Source organism: Rhizobium tumorigenes, assembly GCF_003240565.2.
Lineage (GTDB): Bacteria > Pseudomonadota > Alphaproteobacteria > Rhizobiales > Rhizobiaceae > Rhizobium > Rhizobium tumorigenes.
On sequence record NZ_CP117259.1, the window covers coordinates 135,053 to 161,979 of the forward strand.

The window sequence follows — 26,927 nt, forward strand, 5'->3', positions numbered from 1 at the left end:
TCATCATGACAAAAACCTTCCTGCGACGTGCAGCTCTGGCTGCTATGCTCGCGACCACCTCCCTGGTACCGGCGCTCGCCGTCCAGGCTGCCGACAAGCCTGCTGACGGCGGCAAGATCGTCGTCACCTACAAGGACGACATCGCCACGCTCGATCCGGCTATCGGCTACGACTGGCAGAACTGGTCGATGATCAACGCGATGTTCTCGCGCCTCGTCGATTATACGCCTGGCACGACCGAGCTGAAGCCTTCGCTGGCCGAGAGCTACACGGTGTCCGAGGATGGCAAGACCTATACCTTCAAGCTGCGCGCTGGCGTCAAATTCACCAACGGCCGCGAAGTGACGGCCGCGGACGTCAAATATTCGATCGAGCGCGCCGTCAATCCGAAGACGCAGGGCCCTGGCGCCGGCTTCTTCCACTCGATTGTCGGCTCCGACGCGATGACCGCCGGCACGTCACAGACGCTCGATGGCATCACTGTCGCCGACGACCACACCGTCAAGTTCACGCTGGTGCAGCCGGACGCGACGTTCCTCAACGTGCTCGCCCTCAACTTCTCTTCCGTCGTTCCGAAGGAAGCAGTCGAGGCGGCAAACGGCGACTTCGGCAAGAAGCCGGTCGGCTCCGGCGCTTTCATCCTGAAGGAATGGACGGTCGGCCAGCGCCTCGTGTTCGAAAAGAACCCGGACTACTTCGTCAAGGACCGCCCGCATATCGATGGCTATACGGTCGAAATCGGCCAGGAGCCGCTGGTGGCGCTGCTGCGTCTGCAGAAGGGCGAAGTCGATGTTGCCGGCGACGGCATCCCTCCGGCGAAATACCTCGAGATGAAGAACTCGAAGGATTTCGAAGGCATGATCGTGGATCGTCAGCAGCTGGAAACGAGCTATGTGACGCTCAACACGCAGGTGAAGCCGCTCGACAACGTCAAGGTTCGCCAGGCGCTGAACATGGCTGTCAACAAGGAGCGGATCGTCCGCATCATCAACGGTCGCGCCGTGCCGGCAAACCAGGTACTGCCGCCGCTGATGCCGGGCTATGACAAGGACTACAAGGGCTACGCCTACAGCGTGGAGAAGGCCAAGGCACTGCTGGCCGAAGCCGGACTGAAGGACGGCTTCACAACCCAGCTCTACACCTCGAACACCGATCCGCAGCCGCGCATCGCCCAGGCGATCCAGCAGGATCTGGCGGCCGTTGGCGTCAAGGTCGAGATCAAGGCGCTTGCCAATCCGAACGTCATCGCTGCCGGCGGTACGCAGGGCCAGGCACCGATGGCATGGTCCGGCGGTCTTGGCTGGATCGCTGACTTCCCGGATCCGTCCGACTTCTACGGACCGATCCTCGGCTGCGGCAGTGCCGTTGCCGGTGGGTGGAACTGGTCGTGGTATTGCAACAAGGAAATCGAACCGCGTGCCCAGGCGGCCGACGCCCTGCCGCTGCCTGCCAAGGCTGCGGAGCGCAACGAAGCCTGGAAAAAGATCTTCACCGAGATCCAGGAAAAAGATGCGCCGTGGATTCCTGTGTTCAACGAGCGCCGTGTCGTTGCCAAGTCGAAGCGGATGGGCGGACCGGATGAGATCTACATCGATCCGACCCGCGTCATCGATTACGAAGCGATCTTCGTCAAGAAGTAAGCCGATCGGTTCAATACCTCCCTGGGCACCGCCCCGGGGAGGCTCAATCTTCGGAGGCAAGCATGTGCATCGTCTGCACCCACACTATTCACCGCGCCCAGCACAATTTCGGCTGGAACCGGGATTTCGAACCCGCTGTCGTCGCCAAACCCGGTGAAACGATCCATTTCGAATGCATGGATTCTTCCGGCGGACAGCTCGGCGCCGACGCGACCCTGGCATCGCTGAAGGAACTCGATTTCGGCAAGATCAATCCGGTCTCCGGCCCTGTCTATGTCGAGGGTGCGATGCCAGGCGACGCGCTGAAGGTCACGCTCCGCCGCTTCGTGCCGTCGGGCCTCGGCTGGACCGCCAATATTCCAGGGTTTGGACTTCTGGCCGACCAGTTTCCCGACCCTGCCCTGCACATGTGGTCCTATGATGCGAACGCCATGACGCCTGCACTTTATGGCCCCGGCGGTCGGGTGCCACTGAAGCCTTTTGCCGGAACTATCGGTGTCGCACCTGCAGCCCCGGGTCTGCACTCCGTCGTGCCGCCACGCAATGTCGGCGGCAATCTCGATATCAGGGATCTCAGCGCCGGCGTAACGCTGTACCTGCCGATCGAAGTCGAAGGTGCGCTGTTCTCGATCGGCGACACACATGCCGCGCAGGGCGACGGCGAGGTCTGTGGCACGGCTATCGAAAGCCAGATGAATGTCGAGGCGACGATCGAGCTAGTCAAGGATGCGCGCCTGAAGAGCCCGCGCTTTACGACAACCGAGCCGGTCAGCCGCCATCTGGACGGCGCCGGCTATGAGGTGACGACCGGCATCGGGCCGGACCTGATGACCGGTGCGCGGGAAGCCCTGATGCGGATGATCGACCTACTCGGCGACGAACACGGCATGAGCCCGGTCGATGCCTACATGCTGTGCTCCGTCTGCGGCGACCTCAGGATCAGCGAGATCGTCGACATGCCGAACTGGGTGGTGTCGTTCTACTTCCCGAGGATCGTGTTCGCGTGACGGAAACAGCCTCGTCGCCCGCCGCGCTCTCGGTGAGAAACCTGTGTGTCGATGCCCGCACGCCGGAAGGCCGTCGGCGGGTGCTCGACGACATCGATTTCGATCTCATGACCGGCGAGACCCTCTGCCTTGCCGGCGAATCGGGTTCCGGCAAGTCGGTAACCTCGCTCGCCGTCATGGGCTTGCTGCCGAAAGCATCCTTGCAGGTGGCGTCCGGCAAGATCATGCTCGCCGGCCGCGACCTGCTGTCCTTGCCGGAGCGGGCGATGCGCAAGGTGCGCGGCGGCGAGATCGCCATGGTCTTCCAGGAGCCGATGACCTCGCTCAACCCGGTGATCTCAGTCGGCGACCAGCTGACAGAGGCGATCCGCGAACATCAGGATAGCGATACGGCAAGTGCTGTGGCTTCCGCCCTGCGCATGCTCGACGCCGTCCAGATCACCGATCCGGCTCGGCGGCTGAAGCAGTTTCCCCACGAGCTTTCCGGAGGGATGCGGCAGCGGGTGATGATCGCCATGGCGCTCTCCTGCCGCCCCAAGGTGCTGATCGCCGACGAACCAACCACGGCGCTCGACGTCACCGTCCAGGCACAGATCCTGAGTTTGATGCGAGAGCTGAAATCGGAGTTCGGCACCTCGATCATCCTCATAACCCATGACATGGGAGTTGTGGCGGAGATGGCGGATCGCGTGGTGATCATGCAAAACGGTCGCATGGTCGAAAAGGGGACCGCGATCGATATCTTCGAGCGACCGACCCACGCCTATACGCAGGAGTTGCTGGGGGCCGTGCCGCGTCTTGGCACGCATGCCGGCACGGACGGTCCACCGCGCGTCACCGCCAGAGGCCCGGTCGCGCCGATGCCACTCGACCGGACGCCGGTGCTCAACGTCAGCAATCTGACTGTTACCTACGGCAGCCAGTCCGGCTGGCTCTTCAGGCAGGCCAAGCCGGCGGCAGCGGTCGATGGCGTATCCTTCGACATCCTGCCCGGCAAGACGCTCGGCCTTGTCGGCGAAAGCGGCTCGGGAAAGTCGACGACCGGCAAAGCCGTGCTCGGCCTCATTCCCTGCCAGGGCGACGTTGTGATCGACGGTCGCAATATCGGGGGGCTCAGCCAGCGCGACATGCAGCCGGTTCGCCGCTCCGCACAAATGATCTTCCAGGACCCCTATGCCTCGCTCGATCCGCGCATGGCGGCGGGGGCCGCGGTCGCCGAGCCGATGATCATCCACGGCATCGGCAGCAAATCGGAGCGTCGCGACCGGGTGGCGGAGCTGCTGCGCTGCGTCGGCCTGACGCCCGATGCCGCAACCCGCTACCCGCACGAGTTTTCCGGCGGCCAGCGCCAGCGCATCTGCATAGCGCGGGCCCTGGCGCTGGAACCGAAGCTGATCGTTGCCGACGAGAGCGTGGCGGCACTCGACGTTTCCGTGCGGGCGCGGGTTCTCGACCTGCTGCTCGAATTGCAGGAGACGATGGGTCTCGCCTACCTTTTCATTTCGCACGACATGGCTGTCATCGAGCGGATGTCACACCATGTCGTGGTCATGCGCCACGGTAAAATCGTCGAGAGCGGCACGCGCCGCCAAGTGTTCGAGACGCCGAAGGATGCCTATACGCAGGCCCTTCTGGCCGCCGTTCCCGCACCTGATCCCCGCGCCCGTGGCCGCAGGCTGGCAGTCCAGCAGTCATGAGAAAATCCGAAAACCAACCAATGCCCGGTTTCCGGCCCGGCTTAGCGCTTGCGCCAGGTAATGGCTGAGTTGGTGAAGTAGTTCCAGGCAGCTCCGATGGCGGCACCTGCGAGGCCGGCCAACCACCAGCGTGGTTCGCTATTATAGAATGCGGTCGACACGCCGACACCGGCAAAGACGCCGAAACTGCAGAGGGCTGCAAACATGCCGAGCCCGGTCACGAACCGCCACCCGTGGCGGCGCCTGTCCCTGTAGGTGAGAGCGTTGTTCAGGGTGTAGTTCACGATCATGGTGATGAGCATGGCGGCGGTCTGTGCCGTTGGAAAGTCCAGCCCTGTCCCGAGCAGTATGCGCAGAAACGCGAGGTTGACCACGAGGCCCGTCGAGCCGACCAGGCAGAAGGCCAGGAAGCGGGCAGAGATGAAGTCGCCAGAGGCCTTGGAGATGAGAAGCCCGAGATATTCGAACACCACGGATGCATCGAGTTTGCTGATACCGTGCAGTCGTGGGCTGAACGCATAGGACACTTCCTCGATCCGCATCTGTTTCGGCGACGACGCGACGATGTCGAGCAATATCTTGAAGCCCTGGTTCGACAGGCGCGGCGCCACTGCCTCGACAAATTCGCGACGGATCATGAAAAAACCGCTCATGGGATCGCTGAGGCGCACTCCCAGCAGAGACTGCGCCATTCCCACGGCAAGCCGGCTGCCGGCATGGCGGATCCTCGACAGCCCGTCCGATGCGCCGTCTGCCTGGATGTAGCGGCTGGCGACCACGAGGTCGGCTTTGCCGGTGCGCAGAACGTTGAACATTTCCGCCAGCCGGGTTTCATCGTGCTGGAGGTCGGCATCCATGACGGCAACCACGGGTGCGGAGCTGGACAGGATACCTTCTATGCAGGCGCCGGCGAGCCCCCGCCTGCCGACGCGGCGCAAGCCGCGAATGCGCCGGTCGTTGACGGAAAGGGCGCGAACCTGGCCGATGGTGTCGTCACTGGAATCGTCATCGACGAAAATCACCTCCCAGTCGATGCCGGCCAGCGTCGCGCGCAGCCTGTCGACGAGAATGGCAACGCTTTCGCGCTCATTCAGCGTTGGAATGACGATGGAAAGCTCGGGACCGATATGATCGAGGCTGATTTGAGCGCCGATGGCCGAGAGATCGTCCTCGACAAGGCGCGCGGCAGAGACACTTACATTCATCAATCTTACGACCTTCGAGCGTTAGTCCGGCCGATGGCATCAGGCCTTCGGATCGGCTGCCGGAATACGAACACCAGGCTCAGTCCCTGTCGGCGACGCGGACTGTCTGATCACGTCACCCTTGCACCCTTACCCTGACGACAAACTGAAGCGATCCATGCGAATTCGATCGGCGTGCTCATTGAGGCGGGCATTGTGCCTGGGGAGATGCACAGTCCCGGTAGCCATATCCAATGCGGTAGTAGAACTTGCCGATGGTAACGTCATTCCGGCTGACGCCATGCGTCTGGATATCCGTAAGGCGATCGAAGTAGCGTCCCGCGCCGGGTTTATCGACGTCGCTCCTTTTCAGGCTGACCAGCATGATGGTGCGGCCCTGCATTTCCGCGGGTCGGTACCAGTATCCGTACATGAGACTATCGTTGCCGAGCGGACCGGCGCCGACGGAGTTGCCCGCAACTCTGCCGTCGCGCCTGTTGTAAAAGGCGAGTTCGCTGGCAACGAAGTATTTGTCCATGCCCGCCACAAGGACGCTTTGGCCGGCCTGCTGCTCGACCGACCGTTCAATCAGGCCGACTTCGCGACCGAGATCGTCCCAGGCCACTGGCAATGTGCGGATATTTCCGAGATGGCTGGCGAACGGCAGCCCGAGGACCAGATAGTGCAGACACACGGCGTATATGGCCAGCGTTCCAAGCAGTGTCGGGGCCCAGCACCGGCGCAGCGCTGCGGCAATCCTGGAAGAACCGGAATTGGCGTCGATGATGGTCGCGGCGACGGCAGGCAGGATCGCCAGCCACACCGGCCCCGTCCAGTTGAGTTTCACCTCATGCCCGAGACTGAACGCTGCAAAAACCGACAGAGGCGTCAACGTGAACATCAGCATGAACAGCGTCCTTCGTCTCACCTGCATATCGGTTTTCGGCGCCGTGACGAGGCGGCGAAGACATGAGACCAGCGCCGCGACTGCGACGATGAGCCCAAGCGGCGTCAGCAGCAATGCCGCGCTTGCGACCAGCGCCGGCGAGGAAAAAGCCGGCGTGTCGGCGAGACGCTGGGTGCTCTGGAAGGCGAAAGACGCCCAGCCATGTGTTGCATTCCAGTAGATGACGGGGCTGAACAGGAAAAGCGCCGTGGCAGCTGCAAGATAGGGTTGGGGCCTCATCAGCCATCGCCGCGCTCGCGGGTCGATAAGCATGAAGATCAGGGCTGCGGGGCCGAGCAGCGCAATCGTGTATTTCGACAGCATGCCGAGACCGGCACAGACCCCCACGCCCCACCAGGCATTGCGCTTGTCTGAAACCAGCGCCCGTTCGAGGGAGTACAGCGCCCCTGCCCAGGCTGCAGCCAGTGGCACGTCCGGTGTCATCAGGAACCCGGTGTAAAAGAAGACGGGTAGCACGGCGGTGAGAACAAGCCCGACAAGCGCGGTCGTCTTGTCGAAAAGATGGACTGTCAGGCGGTAGACGAACAAGCACGTAACGATCCAAGCAAGGTAGGCCCCGATGCGGACGCCGAATTCTGTATCGCCGAAGAGCGCGGTCCCAAGCCAGATCATCCACGCGGACATCGGTGGGTGATCCAGGTAGCCGATGTCGATATGCCGGGAGAAGTTCCAATAATAGGCCTCTTCCGGCAGCAGATCGACGACGCCGATATAGGCGAGACGCAGCGCCAGCATATAGGACAACACGCCTGCTGCCGCCAACTGCCAGCGCGCCAGCGCCGAGGAAGGCCACGTCATCCGGAAGACGAAAAAGTGATTGCCGAAATAGCACGCAATCGCAGAAGCGCCGGCACCGAGGACGATTGCGGCTGACGGCGACCATGTCAGCAACGCCATCGCGTCCGCAAATACCCCGCCGCGTAGTCCGAACCCCAGAAAGCAGATTGCCACGTAGCGGCCAAGCTGATGCCAGACGCCTCCTCCGGCTGCCGCTCTGGAGTGCAGAATGTAGGAAAAGGTCGACACCACAGCAAAGCTCGCGGCCAATGCCACCGGCAGGCTGATGCCGAGACCGAAAAGTATCTCGAAGAGCAGCACGTCGATAGCGTAGGCCGTCAAGCTCACCCAGAGGACAGGACGTGCTGCGAGCCCGGATCGTTGCTCCACGGAAATGTCGAGCGCTTGCCTGGCAACTGAGCCGGTACCTCCGGCCACCATCGCAGGCGTCGTCACGTCGCGCACGACAGACCGGGGACCAACAGGTTGAAACGGGCAAAACTGGTCATGTTCGGAGTACGGCTTTCTCTGAGGCCAGTCTGTTGGGCTGGCGGCACTTTGAAGTCGACCACAGCAAGACGGACCGATGACGGTTGCCGTTCACTATCTTGCGCAAAGCTGACAGACGCCTGAACCTGCCTGTTCCGGGGAGGCAAACAGCGCGCCCCAGTCGAGTGTCACCGGTATTTGGCGGGGCGCATTGATCGAGAACAATTTCAGGTGAATGTCAGTATAAACGTGCATCTACCGACGCTAATGCTTCGGGGGTAGCAGATTTGCGTATTCTTTTGGTCGAGGACAACTTCCTCATCGGCGATGCGCTGCACGACCACATCGTAGCGGACGGATGGGACGTGGACTGGGTACTGACCCTTGCGGCAGCCCGCGTCGCCGCAGACGAAGGATCATACGCTCTGGTTCTGCTGGACCTGCATCTGCCTGACGGAAGCGGGCTCTGCCTGCTCCGGTCCTTGCAGCAGATGTCACCCAACATCCCGGTCATTATCCTGTCCGCTTACGACCAGGCTTCCGATAGGATCGAGGGGTTGAAAAACGGTGCAATCGACTACCTGACGAAGCCCTTCGATCTAGACGATGCTCTTGTCCGCATTCGCCGTTTTGCCAGGTCGCAGGGATTGGCAACCTGCTGGCCGTCGCTGAAGACGATCGCAGGATACGGAGCTCGCATCGCAACTGGCGTTTCAAAAAAGAGCGCTGGCCGTTTCGATTGAAGGTTTTCTGGCTTGACCGGGCAAGCCTAGAGATAGCGACGGTTAGTCATTCCCTCGGCCATCACCAGAACTCCCGCGAAAATGACCACGGATGACAACCAGCCAAGGATGACATCCGAGAGATAGTGCGCGCCCGTGAGTACTCGCATCACGGGGATGACGAGGGAGACAAATGCTATGGGCAATCCCAGCGTCAGGCGCCAGCGTGCTGGCAGAAGCAGGATGAGACAGAAAAGCCATCCCGCCGACGATGCCTCTCCCGACACGAAAGAGCAGTTCTTGAGACATTTTCCAGCGAACGAACCCGCCTGGACAAAATCGAGCTGGCCTCCGAACCAGGACGTCTCGCGCGGGCGTGGGCGGCCTGAGAATGTCTTCAGGAAAAGGTTGACGGTCAGTCCGCATCCGAGCGCCAGCGACATCAGCGCGGTCAGGCTGAGCGTCGCCCTCGGGCTCTTCCAGTCCGCAGCAGCAGTGAATTTGCAGCGGACAAGGTCGGCAATCAAGACGGCAACTGCGATGTAAGGCAGAACGAACAACACATTGCGTGCCGCTGTGAATAAGGGGTTCGCATCATAGGCGAAACTGCCGCAGGTCCGGCCGACGGCGTCGAATATGCTGCAATTTGTCCCGGTGAAGAAGCGTTGTGCGACGGCGATGTCGATGGAAGGAAGGGCGTTGAACAGAGCGAGGATTGCCCACCAGAGAACGAACGTGACCATAAATATGATGCGGCTTCTGGCCGTGTAGGCTTGCGGGGCGGCAACGATCGTCAAATCAGACATCAGTACAATTTTCTCGCTTACGGTGTTCTATGCCATCTGCCTTGCTGCGTTCGACGCCCACGATCATCTGCAGCCATGCCGCTGGATATCGCGCGACGCTGACAGGAGCCTGAAGCGCCAGAGGAAATCTGGCTGGACCTTTGCCCGCCGCTGTCAGCCCCCGCACCTTCGCCTCGCTGTGCCAAGCCAGCGGCGTCCCCGGCATCTGCTTACCGTGCCCGTGTGAAAGGTTGATGATTCCCGACGCGCTCAGACACGACGGCGTCCTGGGTGCATCTCTCCTATGGCCGGCCCCGCACCATGCGTCGGGCTCAGCCAGATTGAGCGCACGGGTTATCCATCTGCGTTTGGCGACGGGCTGTGAGAGCCATTCTATCGCTTGGCTGGTTATGCCGGCTCCAGCTTACAGAGCTCGAAGAGACTGCGGTGGAAAGACCATCCGGGCGGACGCTCCACCGCCGGTTGGGTTGGACAGGATCAGCAATCCCCCGTGCGCCATCATTGTTTCGTCGACGATGGAGAGCCCGAGCCCCAGTCCATCGGAACGATCGCTGACGGACTGCTGGGTTCTTCTTGCCAGCGGATCGAGTTTGATGGGCGGAAACCCTGTCCCCTCGTCCGTGACTGTGATTTCGCGCTCGTTGCTGACGGTGATCGTCACCGTGCCGGCGACAGGACTGTGTTCGACCGCATTCTCGATCAGGTTTCGCAGCGCCCGGAAGATGAAGTCGTTGGCGCCGCTGATGAGAACAGGGTGGTCCGGCGTGATGATCTCGATCGACCTGCCCTTCTGGATGATGATCGGGGCAAGGAAGGCGCCGACGCGACGGACGATCTCGCAGAGGTCGACGCAGTCGTCCGCTTCGAAATGAAGGCCGCCGAGCCGTACCCGGTCCACCAATTGCGTGACGATCCGCTCCAGCGCATCGAAGTCCCGTTCGAGATCGCGGGAAAATGCTCCGTCGGAGGCCGAAAGCTGCGCCTTGATGATGGTCATCGGCGTGCGCAGCTCGTGGGCGATGTTGCCGGAGAAGCGCTCGAGGGCCAGATAGCCGCCCTGCAGCCTGCCGAGCGCGTTGTTCACAGCCTTGACGATGGCGAGCACATCGGGCGGCATGTCGCCTTCCGTCAGGCGGACGCTGATGCTGGCCGGGCTGATCCCTTCCGCCTCGCGTGCCGCGCGGGTGAGTGGCCGGAGCGCAAGTTTGGCAACCACGATGTTGGTCACGAGGATCGCCACGACGAAGGGCAGCCAGATCCAGGCAATGTCCCCGACGAATTCTTCTAAGACGCTGTCGAACACGAGGTGGCTGCTGGGAAAGGCCACCTGGACATAGCGAGCCAAGCCTTTGTCGGCGAGGCGCATCGACAGGCCAAAAAGTCTTGGGATGCCGTCATGGGCAGGCAGCGAGAAATAGCGCTGGTCGACATCGTCGGCAGGCACGAGTGGTCCGGAAACACCGTCGGATGCACTCAGCAGCTCGTTCGCCGCAGCCAGCACGGCGTATTGGCCGTGCAGTTCGCCAAGCCGGTTCACCACGAACTTGAAGCCGCCCTGCTGCAATGGCAGTTCCTTGGCCATTCCCCGGGCAAAGGTCAGCAGCGTCTCCTCGCGAAAGCGATTGTTGGCCGAAGCGAAGCGGATGTAGAGAAAACCGATGCTGGCGAAGACCGCAAGCGTCGCCACGAGCGACATCGAGAGCACCAGCCGCGAAAACAGCGATAGTTTTCGGTAGCTCATGGCCGCTTTTCTGCCAGCATGTAGCCGAGGCCGCGCAGATTGTGGATCTCGATCTCCGCCCCTGCCCCTTCCAGCTTCCGTCGCAGGCGGTGGATGAGCACCTCCACCGCGTTGGAGCTGACTTCCTCACCGAAGCCGTACATCGATTCCTCGAAATCGGCGCGCGATATCACGCGCGAGGACCGTCGCATGAGAAGTTCCAGCGCCGAAAGCTCGCGACGGCTGATGTCGAGATCATGCCCGCCGACCCGGACGCGATATTGCGCGGGATCGAGCTCCACGTTGCGCTCGCTCAGTACCGAGGTGCGCATGGTGCCCGGCCGGCGCAGCAGCGCGCGAACGCGTGCAATCAGGACATCCATGACGAACGGCTTGCAGAGGTAGTCGTCGGCGCCACGGTTGAGCAGGTCTATCACAGACGAGCTATCGTCGCGGGCCGTCAGGATGAGGATCGGCGCGGATGGCGCGTGCCGCCGGGCGGGCTCCAGCAGCGACGCGCCATCGCGATCCGGCAGGCCGAGATCGAGCACGATCACATCGTAGGCGACGACAGCCATCGCCGCCTCTGCCTCCTCGGCATTCGAAAACAGATCGGCTGCAAAGCCTGCCGCCTTCAACGCACCGCAGGTCAGTTTGCCGAGGCGGCTGTTGTCTTCGACCAAAAGCAGTCGCATCCAACGGTTCTCCAGATGGCGAAGTTTAAGTCTTGGGGTGCTTTTCTATGCGGCAACGGCCGTTGCCAGCGTCAGCCTACGGTCATGCGGCGCAGGACATTTGTCTTCCAGTAGAACTGGTGGACCAGCGCTCCGAGCACATGGCCGCCGATCAGCACCCAGAGGATGACCTTCAGCACATCCGCATGAATACCGCCTGCGACGTCGATGCCGAAATAGTATGCCGCCCCACCCGTCAGCGGCATGGCAAGCAGGAGCAGATAAAGCGTTGCATGCGCGAACTTGGCAGCGATGCTGAAAATCTTCGGTTCCTGCGAAGGCGATGCAGGGGCGCCACTGGTGAAGCGCAGGAAAAGGCGTGCGATGACGACGAGGAATATGGCTATGCCGACATAGGCATGGATATTGGCGCTGGCGATCTGGTCTGCGCTCGCCGAACCGGTCTCTTCGATGGCGCGGTTCCACTCGCTCATTCCATCGGGAAGCAACAGGTTGAAGAACACCAGGAAAACCGTCAGCCAGTGAAGCACACGCTGCGGCAGCGAAAACGAGCTAGTACTATGATTTTCCAAGACGGGATCTTTCAGGTTGAGTGGTCTGCTCGGTGAAAGCAAAGATACCAAACAGCTGACATCGACCTGAACACTATTTGAAAAATTGTAAATTCGTAGCGATGCAAGAGAAGGTTGAGAAGCTGTCGATGTAAGTCTGGTGTAAGTTTTGGCCTGCAATGGTCGTCGCATTTCGGAATCCGGTCTGGTATGGACCCTGCCACCGGACCTATCGAGGGAACGCTTGCGTGCTAGTGAAAAAGACGTGTCTGCATAAGTCCGCCGCGGCAGTTGTTGACGTCCGAACGCGCGCGCCCGCAATCCTCCCGGTCATCCCACGTGCACGGTAAGGCGGGCGGGCTGCGCGTTGGTCATTGGGGGCCGGTCATGCTGATGGCTGCCGTGCTCGCAGCGTTTCGGCTCTTTGCCATGGCGCACACCGACCTCAACTCCGACGAGGCCTATTATTGGCTCTGGGCCAGCGTTCCCTCGGCGGGTTATTACGACCATCCGCCAATGATTGCCTGGTGGATATGGCTGTCCACCCATGTCTTCGGCGACACCTCGCTCGGCGTTCGCGCCCTGCCCGTGTTGTCGGTATCCGTGGCATCGCTGGCGGTGTATGCGACCGTCATCGAACTCTATGACGACACCCGATTGGCTTTTAGTTCTGCGGTCTGGCTGAACGCAATGTTCCTGGTGGGGCTCGAGGCGATTTTCGCGACCCCCGATGCGCCGTCCGTGATGTTCTGGTCCCTGACAATCTGGGCCCTGGCGCGCCTGCGACGCACGGAAAATCCACGCTGGTGGATCGTTGTCGGTATACTTGCCGGAGCCGGCTGCGTCGGCAAGTATACCAACTTCTTCATCGGTCCCGGGATCCTGCTGTGGCTCTTCCTCGATCCCAGGGCCGCGCGCTGGCGCTTTAGCCCATGGGTCCTGCTGGGAGGCTTGGCGGCCTTTGCGGTCTTCCTGCCCGTGCTGGTCTGGAATGCAGATCACGGCTGGGCGTCCTTTGCAAAGCAGTTCGGCCGGCTCGGCGATCATCATCCGGCGCTCAACTCGCTTGCGACATTCGTCGGCGGCCAATTCGGCCTGATCAACCCGGTCATCGCCATCTTCGCGGGCATTGCGGTCTGGCGGTTTTGCCGCCATTGCCAAAATCGCAGGTCGGACCCCTTCATCTTTCTGGTCGCACTGACCGCCCCCCTTGTTGCCTACCTGATCATTCACTCGCTGCATGACTGGGTGCATCCGAACTGGCCTGCTCCTGCCTACCCGGCGCTCGCGATTGCCGCAGCGGTGGCGGGTGAGGCTTTAGGCAACGTCCATCTGAGGCGTCTCCGGCTCTGGGTTGTGCCGGTCGGCATAGGACTGTCGTCCCTACTCCTTCTCTACCTCGCCACGCAGATGGGCGAGCGCGTTCCCTTTGCGAGCCCGGCCGACACGGTCATCGGCTGGCACGACCTGACGACGGAGCTGGAAGGCCGCATGCAGCAAACCGGTGCCGCATGGATTGCCACGACCGACTATGGGCTCACAGGCGAAATCGCCTTCTATTCGCATCATGCAGACAATGTTCAATCGATCGTCGATCGGCAGCGCTATACATTCGAAAGCCCCGATGCCTCGCTTGCGGAAAAGCCTGCCTTGCTGGTGGTGCGCACCGGCGAAGGTCGGCTGGCGCAGTATCTGAAATGCTTCCGAGCCACCGGCCCCGTCGAGCATGTTGCCCGCCGCGCCGGGACGAGGGTTATCGACGACTATTCGGTCGTCTCCGTCTCCGGGGCTGCTGGCAATATCCTGTCCAGCGGTTGCCAGGCAGCGCAATGATGGGGCTTCGAAGCAACCGGCCGGGAGACTGACGTCTCGCCCAGCCGATTTAGCGTCACCTCGACGGTATCGCCTTGAGATAGGCGGCGATCGCTTCGCGGTCCGAGGCGGGCAGATGGGCAAGATTCTGCTGGACCTCCACCATGGAGCCGCCGACGCTGTCGAAATCCGGTGTCATACCGGTTTCCAGATAGGTCGCTATATCGGCTTCGCTCCAGGATCCGATTGACTTGGAGCCGGGTGTGATGTCGGGAATGTTGCCCTCTCCCTCAGGATTGGGTGCGCCCGCAAGCCAGCTGTCGGCCTTGAAGCCACCCAGCGGATCGCGCGGGGTATGGCATTCGCCGCAGTGACCGGGTCCCTCGACGATGTATTGCCCGCGCTTCACCTTGTCGCTCGGATTGTCCAGCACGACGCGTGGCTTTTCACCGAAGTACAAGAGTTTCCAGCCGCCGAGCAACAGCCGGATGTTGAAGGGAAACGGCAGCTCGTGGGGTGGTGCGACGTTACTGCTCTTCGGGAATGTCTTCAGGTAGCCGAACAGGTCGTTCACATCGGCATCGCTCATGCGGCTGTAAGAGCCGTAAGGGAAAGCCGGATAAAGATGTTCGCCGTCGGGTCCAACGCCACGTTTCATGGCGTTGCCGAATTGAGCAAGTGTCCACTTGCCAAGACCTGCGGTGTCATCCGGGGAAATGTTCGGAACATGAAACGTGCCAAACGGGCTCTTGAGCGCGAGGCCGCCGGAAAGGACGAGCTTTGCATCGCCGTCTGCTCCCTTGACCGCATGGCAGCTCGAACAGCCGCCCGTCCAGAAAACCATCTCGCCCTTCTTGACGTCCGGAGTTCCGAGGTTGGCCCAATGGCTATCTGGAAGCGGATTTGGCTTGGTCACGACATAAAATCCAGCCACGCCAGCAAGAGCGGCGCCGGCAACGATTGCCAGGACCCGCCGAAAATTCAGGATCAAGGTCGTCCTCCCATTTCAGTTTCGGCGGATTTGGCGATGTCGGTCAACTCGCCGCTGCAACCGGAGGCGCGCTACTCCTTCTGCCGGTAGACCTGATGACAGCTGCTGCAATCCGCGCCGAGCTGCTTCAATGCCGGGCCGAGGGCCGCGGCGTCTGCCGGCAGTTTCATGGCGATCATCTCGGCATCGGCAGAGAGCTTGTCGGCATGCGCCTTGAAGTCGGCCGGGTTTTCCCAGATCTTCGGGCTTGCGGCTTTGTCGGTCTTGTCCGAATCCGGCTTGAACTGGTCCGGGAAGGCCTTGGCCGTTTCGGAAATGGTCATGAGAGCGGCCTTCACTGCAGTTGCATCATAAGGCTTGTCGCCTTTTGCCATTGCCGCCATGATGCCGACGGAACCGCCGATCTTCTTCATCATGGCCTCGCGGGCAGGCTTTGTTCCCTCGTCAGCAGCGAAGGCGGCAGTCAATCCCATTGCAACGACGAATGTGGTCATCATCATTTTGGTGCGCATAGCTTTGTCTCCGATCATGAGGAAATGTCAGGTGGTGGCCGCCGTAGGCACTGTCAGGCGTTTCGCGAACCTGCCGGCTGTCAACGACGAGGGGTCGAGGCCGCGCCATCGAGCGGAGGCGACCTCGGCTGGTTTCAGGGCGTGACTGTCAAGGTTGCAGCCATGCCGGCTTCATAGTGTCCCTTGATATTGCAGAACACAAGGTAGCTGCCTGGCTTCAGATTAACCTTGAGTTCGCCGTTGGCGCCTGGCTTCAGGTCGGAGACTTCGCCGAGGCTCTTCAACTGCTTCTCGTCGACCCGGTGCTTGGCGGTGTTCAACGGGATCTTCTGATCGGCCGACTTGAGCTTGACCACGATCATCTCGTGATCTTCGGTCGTTGCATCGTTGTGGACGGAAAGTATAGCCGGCCCGGCCTTGACTGTCGTCGGATCGAGCTTGAGACCCATGGCACCCCCGCCCTCGCCGGTTTCGACCACCTTGATCGTCGTCTCGGCCCATGAGGGCGAAGCGAAGGCGACCAGAGTTACTGCCGCAACAGTGGCAAAAGTCATTTTAAAGACATTCATCGACAAGTCCTCCTTTTTGCACGGAAATTACCGTACAAGCTTCATCGCGATTGTTTATTACAAGAAGCTTACAGGGGCCAAGTTTAGTTAACAAGTCCCTGATTTCCTTGACTTGCGATGGCGGCCAGCCCCGTTGGAACATCCACCGGATCGCCCAAGTGCGGATAGTTTTGCCCTCAGATCGTGACGCCTATGCGACGGGCGATGAAACGATCGATGGATGGTCTTGCGGGCCCGCCGGCGATGATGACGAGGAAGCAGACGGCCCAGGTGCCGTGGTTCGGCCAAGCATCGGGATAGACGAAGATCTCGATGACGACGTTTCATCCCCAGTAGCGTCAGCGCCGCTTTCCGGCTGGCAAACCCGATCACCAGCAACAGCGCGAAATGTTCTGCGGATGCGGGCCAATAGGCTGCGAGCCAGGGATCGATAACAGGCAGCTTGTACTCCGTCTCGAACACATAGACGGCATTGTCTGTGACATGCCACCTGTCGATCTTGTTTCGCCCGACTGCCAGAAGACAGCCGCGATCGACAGCCGAAAATAAGCGCGATGGCGTCGTGGGGAAGGCGCCGGATTGCAGGATGCCCGCGAGATTGGCGGACAGGTCGAAGTCTTGGGCCTCATGATGGCAGCCACGCCGCAGCCCCGAGCGTTTGTGCTCACTCCGTTGGTGAAACCAAGTGGGCGCCGCAGCACAGCTGCGACGCCCATTCTTCGGGGGAGGAGAACGGTAGATCAGGCCGCGCGTGCGGCTTTTTTGGTGCGGGCCCATTCTGGCAGCCACTCGCCATGGGCTGCCAGCAGGTCATCGACCAGCGACCAGATCTGGTCGAGATCGAGTTCGGCGGCTGTGTGAGGGTCCATCATGGCGGCATGGTAGATGTGCTCGCGGTTCTCCGTCATCAGCGCCTGGACCGTGAGTTCCTGGACATTGATGTTGGTCCGCATCAGCGCCGTGAGCTGCGGCGGCAGGGCGCCAATGTAGGTCGGCTGGATGCCTGATGCATCGACGAGGCAGGGAACCTCGGCGGCGCAGTTGTCGGGCAACGAGGTAATGCAGCCATTGTTGCGGACGTTGCCGTAGATCACCGAGGGTTCGCCGGTCCAGACCGAGTTGATGATCGACGAGGCGTATTCCTTCGACTTTGCAACTTCGATCTTGTCTGCGCTCCGGTATGTGTCTGCCTGGCTTTGCCACTTTGCGATCTGCTCGACGCAGCGTTTCGGATATTCATCGAGCGGAATGCCGAATTTCTCGATCAGATCCTCGCGACCTTCCTTGATGAAGTAGGGTGTGTACTCCGCGAAATGCTCCGAGCTCTCGGTGACGAAATATCCGAGCCGCGTCAGCATCTCATAGCGCACCTTGTTCGGGCAGCGCGGGTTCCATGTCGGCTTCGGTGCCCGGCCCTCGCGGTAGCCGCGCAGCAGGTCCGGATAGAGATCGCGGTAAGAGCCATCCGGCTGGCGATGCTCGAACTTCAAAAAGAAGGCCATGTGGTTGATGCCAGCCGAGCGATAGCGGATTTCCTCATAGGGAATCTCGAGATCCTCGGCGAGTTCCATTGCCGTGCCCTGCACGGAATGGCAGAGGCCGACCTGCCTGATTGTCGGGTATTTTTCGGAGATCGCCCAGGTGTTGATCGCCATCGGGTTGACGTACTGCAGCAGGATCGCGTTCGGGCAGACGGCCAGCATGTCTTCGCAGATCTTCCACAGATGCGGTACTGTGCGCAGGCCGCGCATGATGCCGCCGACGCCGAGCGTGTCGGCAATGGTCTGGCGCAGGCCGTATTTCTTCGGCACCTCGAAGTCGGTCACGGTGCAGGGCTCATAACCGCCGATCTGGAAGGCGACGACGACGAAATCCGCCTTGTCGAGCGCCCGGCGCTGATCGGTAAAGGTTTCGACCGTGGCCGAGGCGCCAAGGGTCGAGGCCAGCTTGCGGGCAACGATGGCGCTCTCTTCGAGACGCTGCGGATTGAGATCCATCAGCGCGATCTTGGCGCCCGAGAGCGCTGGACGCTGCAGCACGTCGCCGATGATATTCTTCATGAAGACGGTCGAACCGGCGCCGATGAAAGTGATTTTGGGGTTGTTTGCCATGTAAGCCTCCGGACAAAAAATGTTCAAGCTACCTCGAATGCGGCTTTGACGAGCCGTTCGGTGTAGGCGGTCTTGGGGTGGGAGAGGACGTCTTCGACGGGGCCCTGCTCGACGATATTGCCATTCTGCATGACGATCACGCGATGGCAAAGAGCACGCACGACTTTCAGATCGTGCGAAATAAAGAGATAGCTGAGGCCGCGCTCGTCCTGCAGCTTGCGCAGCAGGTCGATGATCTGGGCCTGGACGGAAAGGTCCAGCGCCGATGTCGGTTCGTCGAGCAGGATGAATTCCGGCTCGAGAGCGATGGCCCGCGCGATGGCGATACGCTGGCGCTGGCCACCGGAAAATTCGTGCGGGAAGCGCGACAGGATGTTCGACGGCATGCCGGCCGATACCAGTGCCTCCTTCACCCGCGCCAACCGTTCCTCCTTGTTGGCGCCGATGTTGTTGACGATCAGCCCCTCCTCGATGATCTGCCCGACCGGCATGCGCGGATTGAGCGATGAGAACGGATCCTGGAAGACGATCTGCATGCGTGAGCGCAGGGGCCGCATGTCGTTGCGCGAATGATCGTGGATCGGCTGGCGGTCGAAATAGATCTCCCCGCTGTCGGCATTGATCAGCCGCAGCAGCGCTTGCCCGAACGTGGTCTTGCCGGAGCCGGATTCGCCGACGATGCCGAGCGTTTCATGCCGGCGCAGTTCGAGGTCGAGGCCACCGACCGCGACCAGCTCGCGCATCTCCGGCTTGAAGAAGGTCCCGTGCTTCAGCATGAAGGAGACGCGGACTGACTTGGCTTCGAGGATCGGCTCGCAACCTTCCGGCAGCGGCTTGGCGTGCCCCTTCGGCTCGGAGCCGAGCAGATGGCGGGTGTACGGGTGCTGCGGATTGGCGAACAGTTGTGCCGTCGTGTTGTGCTCGCGCATTTCGCCGAGCTGCATCACGTAGACATAGTCGGAAAACTGTTTGACCACTGTCAGGTCGTGGGTGATCAGGATCACCGCCATGCCGAGCTGCTTCTGCAGGTCGCGGATCAGGTTGAGGATCTGCGCCTGCACAGTGACGTCGAGCGCCGTCGTCGGCTCGTCAGCGATCAGCACGTCCGGATCGTTGGCAAGCGCCATCGCGATCATCACCCGCTGCCGCTGGCCGCCCGAGAGTTGATGCGGATACTGGTTGAGCCGGGCCTTCGGGTCCGGAATCTGAACCTTTTCCAGTAGTTCGAGCGCCCGCTGATAGGCATCCTGCCGGCTGACGCGGCGGTGGACGCGGATGGCTTCGACGATCTGACTGCCGATGGTGTAGATCGGGTTCAGTGAACTCATCGGCTCCTGGAAGATCATCGAGATCCTGTCGCCGCGCAGCTTGCGGCGTTCGCGCTCGGAGAATTTCAGCACGTTGCGCCCGTCATAGGCCACGGTCGACTGCGGTGCGACGATGGCGCGCTTGGTGAGCAGGCCCATGACGGTACGCGCGGTGACGGACTTGCCGGACCCGGATTCGCCGACGATCGCAATGGTCTCTCCACGGTACAGTTGAAAGGAGATATCCTTCACGGCCTCGACGATACCGTCCTCGACCTTGAAATTCACCGCGACATTGCGGGCATCGATGATCGGCGCTGTCGTTCGGCCCGGATGATCGAGCCGCAGCACGGGAGCAAAATTTTCGACGACGGAAAGAGCCATGGTGCGTCTTCCTTCAGTAGGGATCGACAGCATCGCGCAGACCGTCGCCGAGCGCATTGAACGCAAAGACGGTGACGAGCACGAAAGCGACGGGGGTGAGGATCCAGGGATAGGAGCCAATGACCGAATAGGTCGAGGTATCCTGCAGCATCAGACCCCAGGAGATCAGCGGTGGCTTGACGGCAAACCCGAGGAAGCCAAGGAAGGATTCGAGCAGCACGACGCTCGGGATGGCGAGCGTCACGGAGACGATGACATGGCTCATGACGTTGGGGAAAATGTGCTGCATGATGATGCGCCGGTCGGTGGCGCCAACCGCCATAGCCGCCCGGACATAGTCGATGCGGGCGAGCGCCAGCGTCTTGCCGCGCACCTCGCGCGACATCTGCGCCCAGCCGAGTGCCGACATGACGAAGATGACGAAGGCGAGGAAGACATTGGTCGGCGCGGTGACGGGGATCAGCGACGTCAGCGCCAGGTAGAGCGGCAGTTGCGGAAAGGCCAGCACGAGGTCGACGAAGCGCTGCATCCAGGCATCGAACGTGCCGCCGAAATAGCCGGACACCATGCCAACAGTCGTGCCGACGACGGTGACGATGAACACCACGGTCAGCGCGATCATCAGCGACACGCGCGATCCGTAGATGGCGCGTGACAGCACGTCGCGGCCGAACTTGTCGGTGCCGAGGAAATGCACCGCCTGTCCATCCGTCGAGCCGAACAGATGGCGATTGCCGGGGATCAGGCCGAACAGGTCGTAGCTGTCGCCCTTGACGAACAGGCCGATCAGTCGCGGATTGTTATAGTCCGGACCGACGACGGGCTGGAACGTGACGGGGTCGAGGGCATCGGTTTCCGCTAGCGCGTAGACGCGTGGCTGGAGCACAAGGCCGCCATCCTTGTCGTGGAAGCTGATGATCTGCGGCGGTGCGAAGCCGCTGTCGGTGGCCTTCGGATCCATCGGCGCCACGAATTCGGCAAAGATCGACATCAGTAGCAGCAGTGCAACCAGGATCAAGCCGCCCATGCCCGTCCACGAGCGCTTCAGCCTGCGCCAGACGAGGGCCGGGTAACTCTCGTTGCCGCCTCTCAGCTTGACCTTCTCGACCTGAGGCTCGACGACTGGTTGGGGCAAGTCCGTTTTGATGAAGGCACCCATCAGAAAGCTCCTCCCTGTTGGCGAACGCGGGGATCGAGCAGGGCCAGCAGCAGGTCGGCGATGATGTTGCCGACGATCAGGGTGGCCGACAGCACCATCATGAAGGTCGCCGTGACATAAACGTCGCCGACGGCCATAGACCCGACAATGGCCGGGCCGACGGTGGGCAGCGCGAAGATAATCGCCGTCTCGATCTCGCCGGTGAGCATGTAGGGCAGCACGACACCCTGATACATGACCAGCGGATGCAGTGCATTCGGCACTGCGTGGCGCATGACGACGGCAGCGCCGCTCAATCCCTTGGCGCGTGCAGTCTCGACATACTGGGCATTCAGCGTATCCAGCAGATTACCGCGCATGATGCGCATGTTGTAGGCGAGGCCGCCGAAGGTGGCGATGGCGACGACCGGCCAGACGTGATGGATGAGGTCTCCAAGTTTGGCGAAGGACCAGGGTGCACCGCCATATTGCGGCGAATAGAAACTGCCGATTTCCGCGACGTTAAGCTGGAATACCAGAAGATAGACGATAATCAGCGCCATCAGGAAGCGCGGCACCGTCATGCCGAGGAAGGCGACCGCCGACAGCACGCTGTCGATCCAACTATACTGCCGGGTGGCGGCAATGATGCCGAAGGAAATGCCAAGGATCGAAGCGAGGATATGGCAGACAAGCGCCAGGATCAGCGTTCTCGGGAGACGCTCGCCGACCACATCGGCCACCGGCTTGTTGTAATACATGCTGTAGCCGAAATCGCCGCGCGTGACGATGCCGCCGATCCAGTTCAGGTATTGCACCGGCAGCGATTTATCGAGGCCGTGCTCGATGCGATAGGCCTGCGCCTGGGCGTCGGCCTGCGCGAAGGAGGCGCCGCCCTGGTTCATCGCCTGCGAGCGGATATAGTCGGCGTAGTCGCCCGGCGGCGCCTGGATGATGGTGAAGGTCACCAGGCTGAGGATGAACAGGATCGGTATCGCCGAGGCGATGCGGACCATTAGAAATCGCAACATGGGATTTTTCGCTTCTCTTGTTGCCGTCTGACAGTTCGGGTTTGTGGAACGGACTGCATGTTTGGGAGATATCCGGCCGCCTTGCTCTGCGGCCGGATATCTCACTGCCTTGGGAGGCTAGTCTATCGGCCCCTTGCCGCCCGGCGCGCCCGGCAGTTGTTGCGGGAAGAGCTCGTATTTTCCCTGCTTGTCGGCTGCCACGAAGATGCGCTCGCGGATGATCGCGTCCTCCGCCCAGTTGAACATGAAGATCGGCGTTCCCTGGGGAATGTTCGAGAAGCGCTTGTTGATGATGAGCGCACCCGGATACTCGGTCAGGCCGACGGTGTTGACGTTTTCGGTGTAGATCTTCTGGTATTGCTTCATCAGGCTGGTGCGCTCATCGTTATCCTGGGTGGTAATGAACTTGCGGACGACATCGACAAGCTGCTGCTCGAAGGGCATCAGGTCGAGTTCGCCGCTTTCCGGCGACCGGTGATGGAAGCTCGTCCGCGGGCCGATGGGCGCCAACTGCTCGGTGTTCTGGACCACCGAAGACAGTTCGGTGTGATTGCGCATGATCATCCAGTCGAAACGACCGGCGTAATTGGCATCGTCGCGCTTGGTGCCTGTCTGGGAGTTGAGGATAACGCGGATCCCCAGCTTCTCCATCTGGGCGATGACGCCCTCGGCAAGGCTCTTGTCGGTGCCGTAGTCGTTGTTGACCAGCAGCACGATCTCTACATCCTTGCCGCCAGCAGTGCCGGCCGGAAAGTTGACGATGCCGTCGCCATCGGTATCCTTCAGCCCGGCCTTGGCGAGTTCGGCCTTGGCTGCCGCGAGATCGTAAGGGTAGTAAATCGTGGACTGGCGGTCGTAGAAGCTGGTGCCGGAGGAGAGCCCGCCGGGATAGATCGCCGTGAACGGACCCTTGACCAGGGATTCGCCGATGGCCTTGCGATCGAGCGCCATCGTCACCGCCTTGCGGAAGTCGAGATTGCGGTTCAGTTCGCGGATGGCCTGCTCGCGTGCATCCGGCTGTCCCCAGCCGTTGGCGGAGAAGTTCATGGAGAGATTATAGCCCGTCAGGCGCGGACCGAAGGCGAGGCGCGCCGGTGCATCCGGTTGGGCAGCGCGTTTGAGCGAGGCGACGAAATTCTCGGGCTGCTCGAGATTGGAAATGTCGCCGGAGCCGGCCACTGCCTGCACGTCGCGATCCGCCCATGTCGAGAGCTTGTAGTGGGCCTCGTTGAGATAGGGCAGCTGGTTGCCCTTCTCGTCGACCTTCCAGTAATAGGGATTGCGGCGCATGACGATGATGTCGTCAGGGCGGTATTCGACCGGCACCCAGGCGCCCATCACAGGCATGTTCATGAATTCCGGTGGGAAGGCATTCTTGAATTGGTCGTAGGTGTTCTTCGAGTATTTCGGATGCTGCGGCTTCAGGATATGCGACGGACCCGGGCAGAAGGTGCCGTAGGCCATGGCGAACAGATATTGCCGCGGGAATGCTTCCTTGAACGTCCACTCGACAGTGTAGTCATCGACCTTCTTGAGCGTCGTGCCGACCCCGAATGTCTCGGGCGTGGCGCCGTTCAGCGGCGAGACGTTGGGGTCCACCACTTCGTCGTCCCAGTAGAACATCACGTCGTCGGCGTTGAAAGCGACGCCATCGGACCATTTGGCGCCCTCGATCAGGTGCATGGTGAGCTTATGGCCATCCGGCGACCACTCCCAGCTCTTGGCAAGGTTCGGCAGCGGCTCGGTATCCTTGGCTTCGACCTGGAACAGCGGCGCGGTGCGGGTCAGGCACTCGGACAGGCCGATATCGATGCCGCCCCAGCCCTGGCTTTGTCCGGCGCCGTAGTTCCAGCCCTCCGGCCGGCCGCCGATGACATGGCGCAGCGTATCGCCGTAGACGCCGATTCCGTCAGTCATGTTGCCGGTCTTGTAGACCATCGGCTCCTTCGGCAGGCGGTCCTTGACGGGCGGCAGCTTGCCGGTCTTGACGAACTTTTCCGTCACCCAGTCCGGCTCGTGATATTCGGGCAGCGCCTTGAATTCGAGGATGGAGTCGCGCGCGACATACTTGATCTTGCCTTCGGCCGGAAAAGTCGGCGCGACCGGCGCAATTGTCGTCTCGGCTGCATGGGCACTCATCGCGATGACGGACGCCGCAAGCGCCAGACCCGCTGCCAGGCTGATGGATCGGAAATGGCTCATTGTCTCTCCCCTTGTCGTGAACTGCCTCCTTCAAAGACAGCTCCGCTCCTCCAAATCAGGGCGTACGGTATGAGCGGGCGCCTCTCCTCAAGCGCTCCGCCACCGTTCGTCCCTGCAATCTCAGCTGGCCTGTTTCAGGCTGGCTTTCTCTACGCGCAGTTCCTCGATCGACCGGACATTGCGTGTCGCCGCGCCCTTCCAGTCGCCTGTCTTGACCGTCGATCGCGAAAGCCTTTCCTTCGCAGGCTCGATGGCATCGGCATATTGCGGCAGCCAGCGCGCCTGGGCGACCACCATTTCGTCGACCATCTGCCAGACCTCTTCCGGCGTCGAGACGGCACCGACGAGGGGATCGTGCAGGACGGCCAGCTTCAAAAGGTCGATGTCGCCGGTGACGGCAGCATGGACAGACATCCGCTGGACGTTGATCGAGGCGATGCAGGTGGCGGCACAAGCTTCCGGCAACGTGATGCCGGCCACCATGTTGATGCCGAAGCGATCGACGAAGCCGGGCGACTCGATAATCGCATCGGCCGGCAGATTGGTGATGATACCATTGTTCTTGACGTTGAAGTGGCCGCGATAGACCCGGTTGGTCTCCAGCGCTTCGAGGATATGGCTCGCATGCTCGTTGGAGCGGCGGGCCGGATCAATCGGTGCGGAGGCGGATTCGAGGATCTGGTCGAATTCAGTTTCGAACCAGTTGCGCGTCTCCGTCGAGTGCCTGAGGTAGCCGCCGGTCTCGCCGTGGATCCAGTCCGACATGTCGATCCACTTGCCGATCTCTTCAGGCCGCTTGCGGTACCACGGCAGGTATTCGGACAGATGGCCGTTGCTCTCGGTCGAATAGACCCCGAAGCGCTTCAGTACGTCGATACGCAGCTTTTCCTGCTGCGAGAAGACGGGATGCGCTTCGAAAGCGGCGACCAATTCGTCCTTGCCGATCTTGCGGCCCCTGAGCCTGAGGTCGACGAACCAGGTCTGGTGATTGATGCCCGAGCAGATGTAGTCCAGTTCGTCCTTGGACGTGGCTCCAAGCACTTCGGCGATCTGTTCCGCGCCGTGCTGGACGCCGTGGCAGAGGCCGACGGTGTCGACCTTGCCGTATTCGATAGCCGCCCAGGTGTTCATCGCCATCGGGTTGGCATAGTTCAGGAACTTCGCACCGGGCTCGGCAACCTCGCGGATATCCTTGCAGAAATCGAGTATGACAGGAATATTGCGCTGGCCGTAAAGAATTCCGCCGGCGCAGATCGTATCGCCAACGCACTGGTCGATGCCGTATTTCAAAGGGATGCGGATATCGTCGGCATAGGCTTCGAGGCCGCCGACGCGCACGCAGCTGATGATGTAGCGGGCACCTTCGATCGCCTCGCGGCGATTGGTCGTGGCGGTCACCCGGGTCGGCAGCTTGCTGCTTTCAACGATGCGATCGAGGATCGCCTTGATCATTCCAAGATTGTGTTCGCTGAGGTCCGTCAGCGCGAATTCGACATCGTGGAACTCAGGAATGCAAAGGATGTCGGTGAAAAGCTTCTTCGTGAAGCCGACACTGCCTGCGCCGATGATAGCGATTTTGAAACTCATGATCCTCACCCTGTCTATCAAGCGAACGATGCGCGACTGCATCTGCTGCAGCCTCGCCCGTGGTCTCCAGCGGCCTTGCATCGCTGCAGGTCCGCGTCCTCCCGCCTCTCCTCGGCGGATCGTTCGGCACTCTTGTCTGGCCGGGATTATGCCGATTATGCACCGTGCGACCAGAGAACTATTATGCTTTCAAGGGTAATTTTGTGCTGTCGAAAAGATCTCATATTACCCGCCCGATCGCCGCCGGTGGAAGGGCAATTGAGCCTTTTCTCGCCGCAACGCAATCTCTGGACAGACGACGCGCTCGTCCCGTAAGCTGCCTCATCGGTACTTCACGACAACGGCCTGGCACTGCAGATGAACAAGATGGATAAACCGGCAGCCCACGACAGTCAGACCTTCGCTCCTTCTCAACTCGGCGTGCGGCTGCGGCTGGCGCGGCAGACATTGGGAATGACGCTGAAGGCGCTGTCGACAGCTGCGGACTGCTCGGAAAGCCTGTTGTCGAAGATCGAGAACGGCAAGGCGTCGCCATCGTTGCCGATGCTGCACCGGCTGGTGGGGGTGCTTGGCACCAATATCGGCTGGATGTTCGAGGAGGCCGACGGCGACGAGGGTATCATCTTCCGGGCCGGCGACAGGCCGCTGATCGCGCTCGATCCGTTGCGCCGTGGCGAAGGCATCTCCCTCGAGCGCGTCATCCCCTATTCGGCGGGCCACCTGCTTCAGTGCAACATCCATCACATCGAGGCCGGTGGCGAGAGTGCCGGTCCCATCCAGCATGCGGGCGAGGAAGTCGGATATCTTCTCGCCGGGGAAATCGAGTTGATGGTCGGCGAACGGACCTTTCGGCTTACGCAAGGCGATAGTTTCGTCTTCAAATCGGAAATGCCGCACTGGTACCGCAATGTCGGCAGCGAGCGTGCCAGTATTTTCTGGGTCAACACACCGGCGACCTTCTAGCTTCCGGGAGCTTCTTCATTTCGGCGGCTAAAGCTAATTCAAGTATCTTGACAATCATTCAAGTC

At 61.2% G+C, this 26,927-nt stretch carries 21 protein-coding genes and 1 pseudogene; 6 read left to right on the forward strand and 16 right to left on the reverse strand.

Going from position 1 to position 26,927, the window contains the following annotated elements; genetic code table 11:
- Positions 1-5: 5 nt before the first annotated feature.
- From PR017_RS26235 to PR017_RS26245, 3 genes are all read left to right on the forward strand, one after another.
- Positions 6-1,640 (forward strand): ABC transporter substrate-binding protein, encoded by a 1,635-nt coding sequence (locus PR017_RS26235; RefSeq protein ID WP_111221030.1) that lies wholly within the window; start codon positions 6-8, stop codon positions 1,638-1,640.
- 62 nt (positions 1,641-1,702) lie between these two features.
- Positions 1,703-2,647 carry an acetamidase/formamidase family protein gene (locus PR017_RS26240; protein ID WP_111221031.1) on the forward strand — a complete coding sequence of 315 codons (945 nt, stop codon included), beginning with the start codon at positions 1,703-1,705 and terminating at the stop codon, positions 2,645-2,647.
- Positions 2,644-4,344, forward strand: a complete 1,701-nt coding sequence (locus PR017_RS26245; RefSeq protein ID WP_111221032.1) for an ABC transporter ATP-binding protein — start codon at positions 2,644-2,646, stop codon at positions 4,342-4,344. Before PR017_RS26240 ends, PR017_RS26245 begins: the two co-directional genes overlap by 4 nt.
- A gap of 41 nt (positions 4,345-4,385) precedes the next feature.
- Here PR017_RS26245 and PR017_RS26250 read toward each other — a convergent pair whose 3' ends face one another.
- A complete protein-coding gene (locus tag PR017_RS26250) occupies positions 4,386-5,549 on the reverse strand; it encodes a glycosyltransferase (protein WP_111221033.1) in 1,164 nt (387 codons plus the stop codon).
- A gap of 178 nt (positions 5,550-5,727) precedes the next feature.
- Positions 5,728-7,728: a glycosyltransferase family 39 protein gene (locus PR017_RS26255; RefSeq protein WP_133255609.1), complete on the reverse strand. Its 2,001-nt coding sequence runs from the start codon at positions 7,726-7,728 to the stop codon at positions 5,728-5,730.
- A gap of 320 nt (positions 7,729-8,048) precedes the next feature.
- Between PR017_RS26255 and PR017_RS26260 the strand changes: the two genes are divergently transcribed.
- Complete coding sequence (locus tag PR017_RS26260; RefSeq protein ID WP_111221035.1) at positions 8,049-8,504, forward strand: response regulator; 456 nt, start codon at positions 8,049-8,051, stop codon at positions 8,502-8,504.
- 26 nt (positions 8,505-8,530) lie between these two features.
- Here the strand turns inward: PR017_RS26260 and PR017_RS26265 are convergent, their stop codons facing one another.
- The 4 genes from PR017_RS26265 to PR017_RS26280 form a co-directional block, all read right to left on the reverse strand.
- Positions 8,531-9,289 carry a phosphatase PAP2 family protein gene (locus PR017_RS26265; protein ID WP_111221036.1) on the reverse strand — a complete coding sequence of 253 codons (759 nt, stop codon included), beginning with the start codon at positions 9,287-9,289 and terminating at the stop codon, positions 8,531-8,533.
- 403 nt (positions 9,290-9,692) lie between these two features.
- On the reverse strand, positions 9,693-11,030 hold the full coding sequence (locus PR017_RS26270) for a sensor histidine kinase (protein WP_111221037.1): 1,338 nt from the start codon (positions 11,028-11,030) through the stop codon (positions 9,693-9,695).
- Positions 11,027-11,704, reverse strand: coding sequence for a response regulator (locus PR017_RS26275; RefSeq protein ID WP_111221038.1), 678 nt, complete (start codon positions 11,702-11,704; stop codon positions 11,027-11,029). The genes PR017_RS26270 and PR017_RS26275 overlap by 4 nt, the downstream gene beginning before the upstream one ends.
- Before the next feature lie 71 nt (positions 11,705-11,775).
- Positions 11,776-12,276, reverse strand: coding sequence for a cytochrome b (locus PR017_RS26280; protein ID WP_111221039.1), 501 nt, complete (start codon positions 12,274-12,276; stop codon positions 11,776-11,778).
- Positions 12,277-12,642: 366 nt separating this feature from the next.
- On the opposite strand from PR017_RS26280, the gene PR017_RS26285 reads away from it, so the two are divergent.
- The gene (locus tag PR017_RS26285; protein ID WP_111221040.1) at positions 12,643-14,088 is read left to right on the forward strand and encodes a glycosyltransferase family 39 protein; all 1,446 of its coding nucleotides are present in this window, start codon (positions 12,643-12,645) and stop codon (positions 14,086-14,088) included.
- 55 nt (positions 14,089-14,143) lie between these two features.
- On the opposite strand, the gene PR017_RS26290 is transcribed toward PR017_RS26285, so the two are convergent.
- The 10 genes and pseudogenes from PR017_RS26290 to melA (PR017_RS26335) form a co-directional block, all read right to left on the reverse strand.
- Entirely contained in the window at positions 14,144-15,058 is a 915-nt protein-coding gene (locus PR017_RS26290) for a cytochrome c (RefSeq protein ID WP_111221041.1), read from the reverse strand.
- 71 nt (positions 15,059-15,129) lie between these two features.
- Positions 15,130-15,570, reverse strand: a complete 441-nt coding sequence (locus PR017_RS26295; RefSeq protein ID WP_111221042.1) for a c-type cytochrome — start codon at positions 15,568-15,570, stop codon at positions 15,130-15,132.
- Positions 15,571-15,704: 134 nt separating this feature from the next.
- Complete coding sequence (locus tag PR017_RS26300) at positions 15,705-16,124, reverse strand: plastocyanin/azurin family copper-binding protein (RefSeq protein ID WP_111221231.1); 420 nt, start codon at positions 16,122-16,124, stop codon at positions 15,705-15,707.
- A gap of 191 nt (positions 16,125-16,315) precedes the next feature.
- Positions 16,316-16,719, reverse strand: a pseudogene (locus PR017_RS26305) (DoxX family protein).
- A 160-nt stretch (positions 16,720-16,879) separates the two neighbouring features.
- Positions 16,880-18,250, reverse strand: coding sequence for an alpha-glucosidase/alpha-galactosidase (melA, locus tag PR017_RS26310; protein WP_111221043.1), 1,371 nt, complete (start codon positions 18,248-18,250; stop codon positions 16,880-16,882).
- A 23-nt stretch (positions 18,251-18,273) separates the two neighbouring features.
- Complete coding sequence (locus PR017_RS26315; protein WP_111221044.1) at positions 18,274-19,941, reverse strand: ABC transporter ATP-binding protein; 1,668 nt, start codon at positions 19,939-19,941, stop codon at positions 18,274-18,276.
- 13 nt (positions 19,942-19,954) lie between these two features.
- On the reverse strand, positions 19,955-21,100 hold the full coding sequence (locus PR017_RS26320; protein WP_240539025.1) for an ABC transporter permease: 1,146 nt from the start codon (positions 21,098-21,100) through the stop codon (positions 19,955-19,957).
- On the reverse strand, positions 21,100-22,110 hold the full coding sequence (locus PR017_RS26325; protein ID WP_111221045.1) for an ABC transporter permease: 1,011 nt from the start codon (positions 22,108-22,110) through the stop codon (positions 21,100-21,102). The genes PR017_RS26320 and PR017_RS26325 overlap by 1 nt, the downstream gene beginning before the upstream one ends.
- 117 nt (positions 22,111-22,227) lie before the next feature.
- Entirely contained in the window at positions 22,228-24,312 is a 2,085-nt protein-coding gene (locus PR017_RS26330) for an ABC transporter substrate-binding protein (protein ID WP_111221046.1), read from the reverse strand.
- A 120-nt stretch (positions 24,313-24,432) separates the two neighbouring features.
- A complete protein-coding gene (gene melA, locus PR017_RS26335) occupies positions 24,433-25,899 on the reverse strand; it encodes an alpha-glucosidase/alpha-galactosidase (protein ID WP_111221233.1) in 1,467 nt (488 codons plus the stop codon).
- A gap of 357 nt (positions 25,900-26,256) precedes the next feature.
- On the opposite strand from melA (PR017_RS26335), the gene PR017_RS26340 reads away from it, so the two are divergent.
- Positions 26,257-26,862 carry a cupin domain-containing protein gene (locus PR017_RS26340; protein WP_111221047.1) on the forward strand — a complete coding sequence of 202 codons (606 nt, stop codon included), beginning with the start codon at positions 26,257-26,259 and terminating at the stop codon, positions 26,860-26,862.
- Positions 26,863-26,927: the final 65 nt, after the last annotated feature.

Coding starts and splice junctions, on each gene's coding strand:
- PR017_RS26235 (WP_111221030.1), top strand. CDS start 6: ATGACAAAAACCTTCCTGCGACGTGCAGCTCTGGCTGCTATGCTCGCG.
- PR017_RS26240 (WP_111221031.1), top strand. CDS start 1,703: ATGTGCATCGTCTGCACCCACACTATTCACCGCGCCCAGCACAATTTC.
- PR017_RS26250 (WP_111221033.1), bottom strand. CDS start 5,549: ATGAATGTAAGTGTCTCTGCCGCGCGCCTTGTCGAGGACGATCTCTCG.
- PR017_RS26265 (WP_111221036.1), bottom strand. CDS start 9,289: ATGTCTGATTTGACGATCGTTGCCGCCCCGCAAGCCTACACGGCCAGA.
- PR017_RS26270 (WP_111221037.1), bottom strand. CDS start 11,030: ATGAGCTACCGAAAACTATCGCTGTTTTCGCGGCTGGTGCTCTCGATG.
- PR017_RS26275 (WP_111221038.1), bottom strand. CDS start 11,704: ATGCGACTGCTTTTGGTCGAAGACAACAGCCGCCTCGGCAAACTGACC.
- PR017_RS26285 (WP_111221040.1), top strand. CDS start 12,643: ATGCTGATGGCTGCCGTGCTCGCAGCGTTTCGGCTCTTTGCCATGGCG.
- PR017_RS26295 (WP_111221042.1), bottom strand. CDS start 15,570: ATGCGCACCAAAATGATGATGACCACATTCGTCGTTGCAATGGGATTG.
- PR017_RS26300 (WP_111221231.1), bottom strand. CDS start 16,124: ATGACTTTTGCCACTGTTGCGGCAGTAACTCTGGTCGCCTTCGCTTCG.
- melA (WP_111221043.1), bottom strand. CDS start 18,250: ATGGCAAACAACCCCAAAATCACTTTCATCGGCGCCGGTTCGACCGTC.
- PR017_RS26315 (WP_111221044.1), bottom strand. CDS start 19,941: ATGGCTCTTTCCGTCGTCGAAAATTTTGCTCCCGTGCTGCGGCTCGAT.
- PR017_RS26320 (WP_240539025.1), bottom strand. CDS start 21,100: ATGGGTGCCTTCATCAAAACGGACTTGCCCCAACCAGTCGTCGAGCCT.
- PR017_RS26325 (WP_111221045.1), bottom strand. CDS start 22,110: ATGTTGCGATTTCTAATGGTCCGCATCGCCTCGGCGATACCGATCCTG.
- PR017_RS26330 (WP_111221046.1), bottom strand. CDS start 24,312: ATGAGCCATTTCCGATCCATCAGCCTGGCAGCGGGTCTGGCGCTTGCG.
- melA (WP_111221233.1), bottom strand. CDS start 25,899: ATGAGTTTCAAAATCGCTATCATCGGCGCAGGCAGTGTCGGCTTCACG.
- PR017_RS26340 (WP_111221047.1), top strand. CDS start 26,257: ATGAACAAGATGGATAAACCGGCAGCCCACGACAGTCAGACCTTCGCT.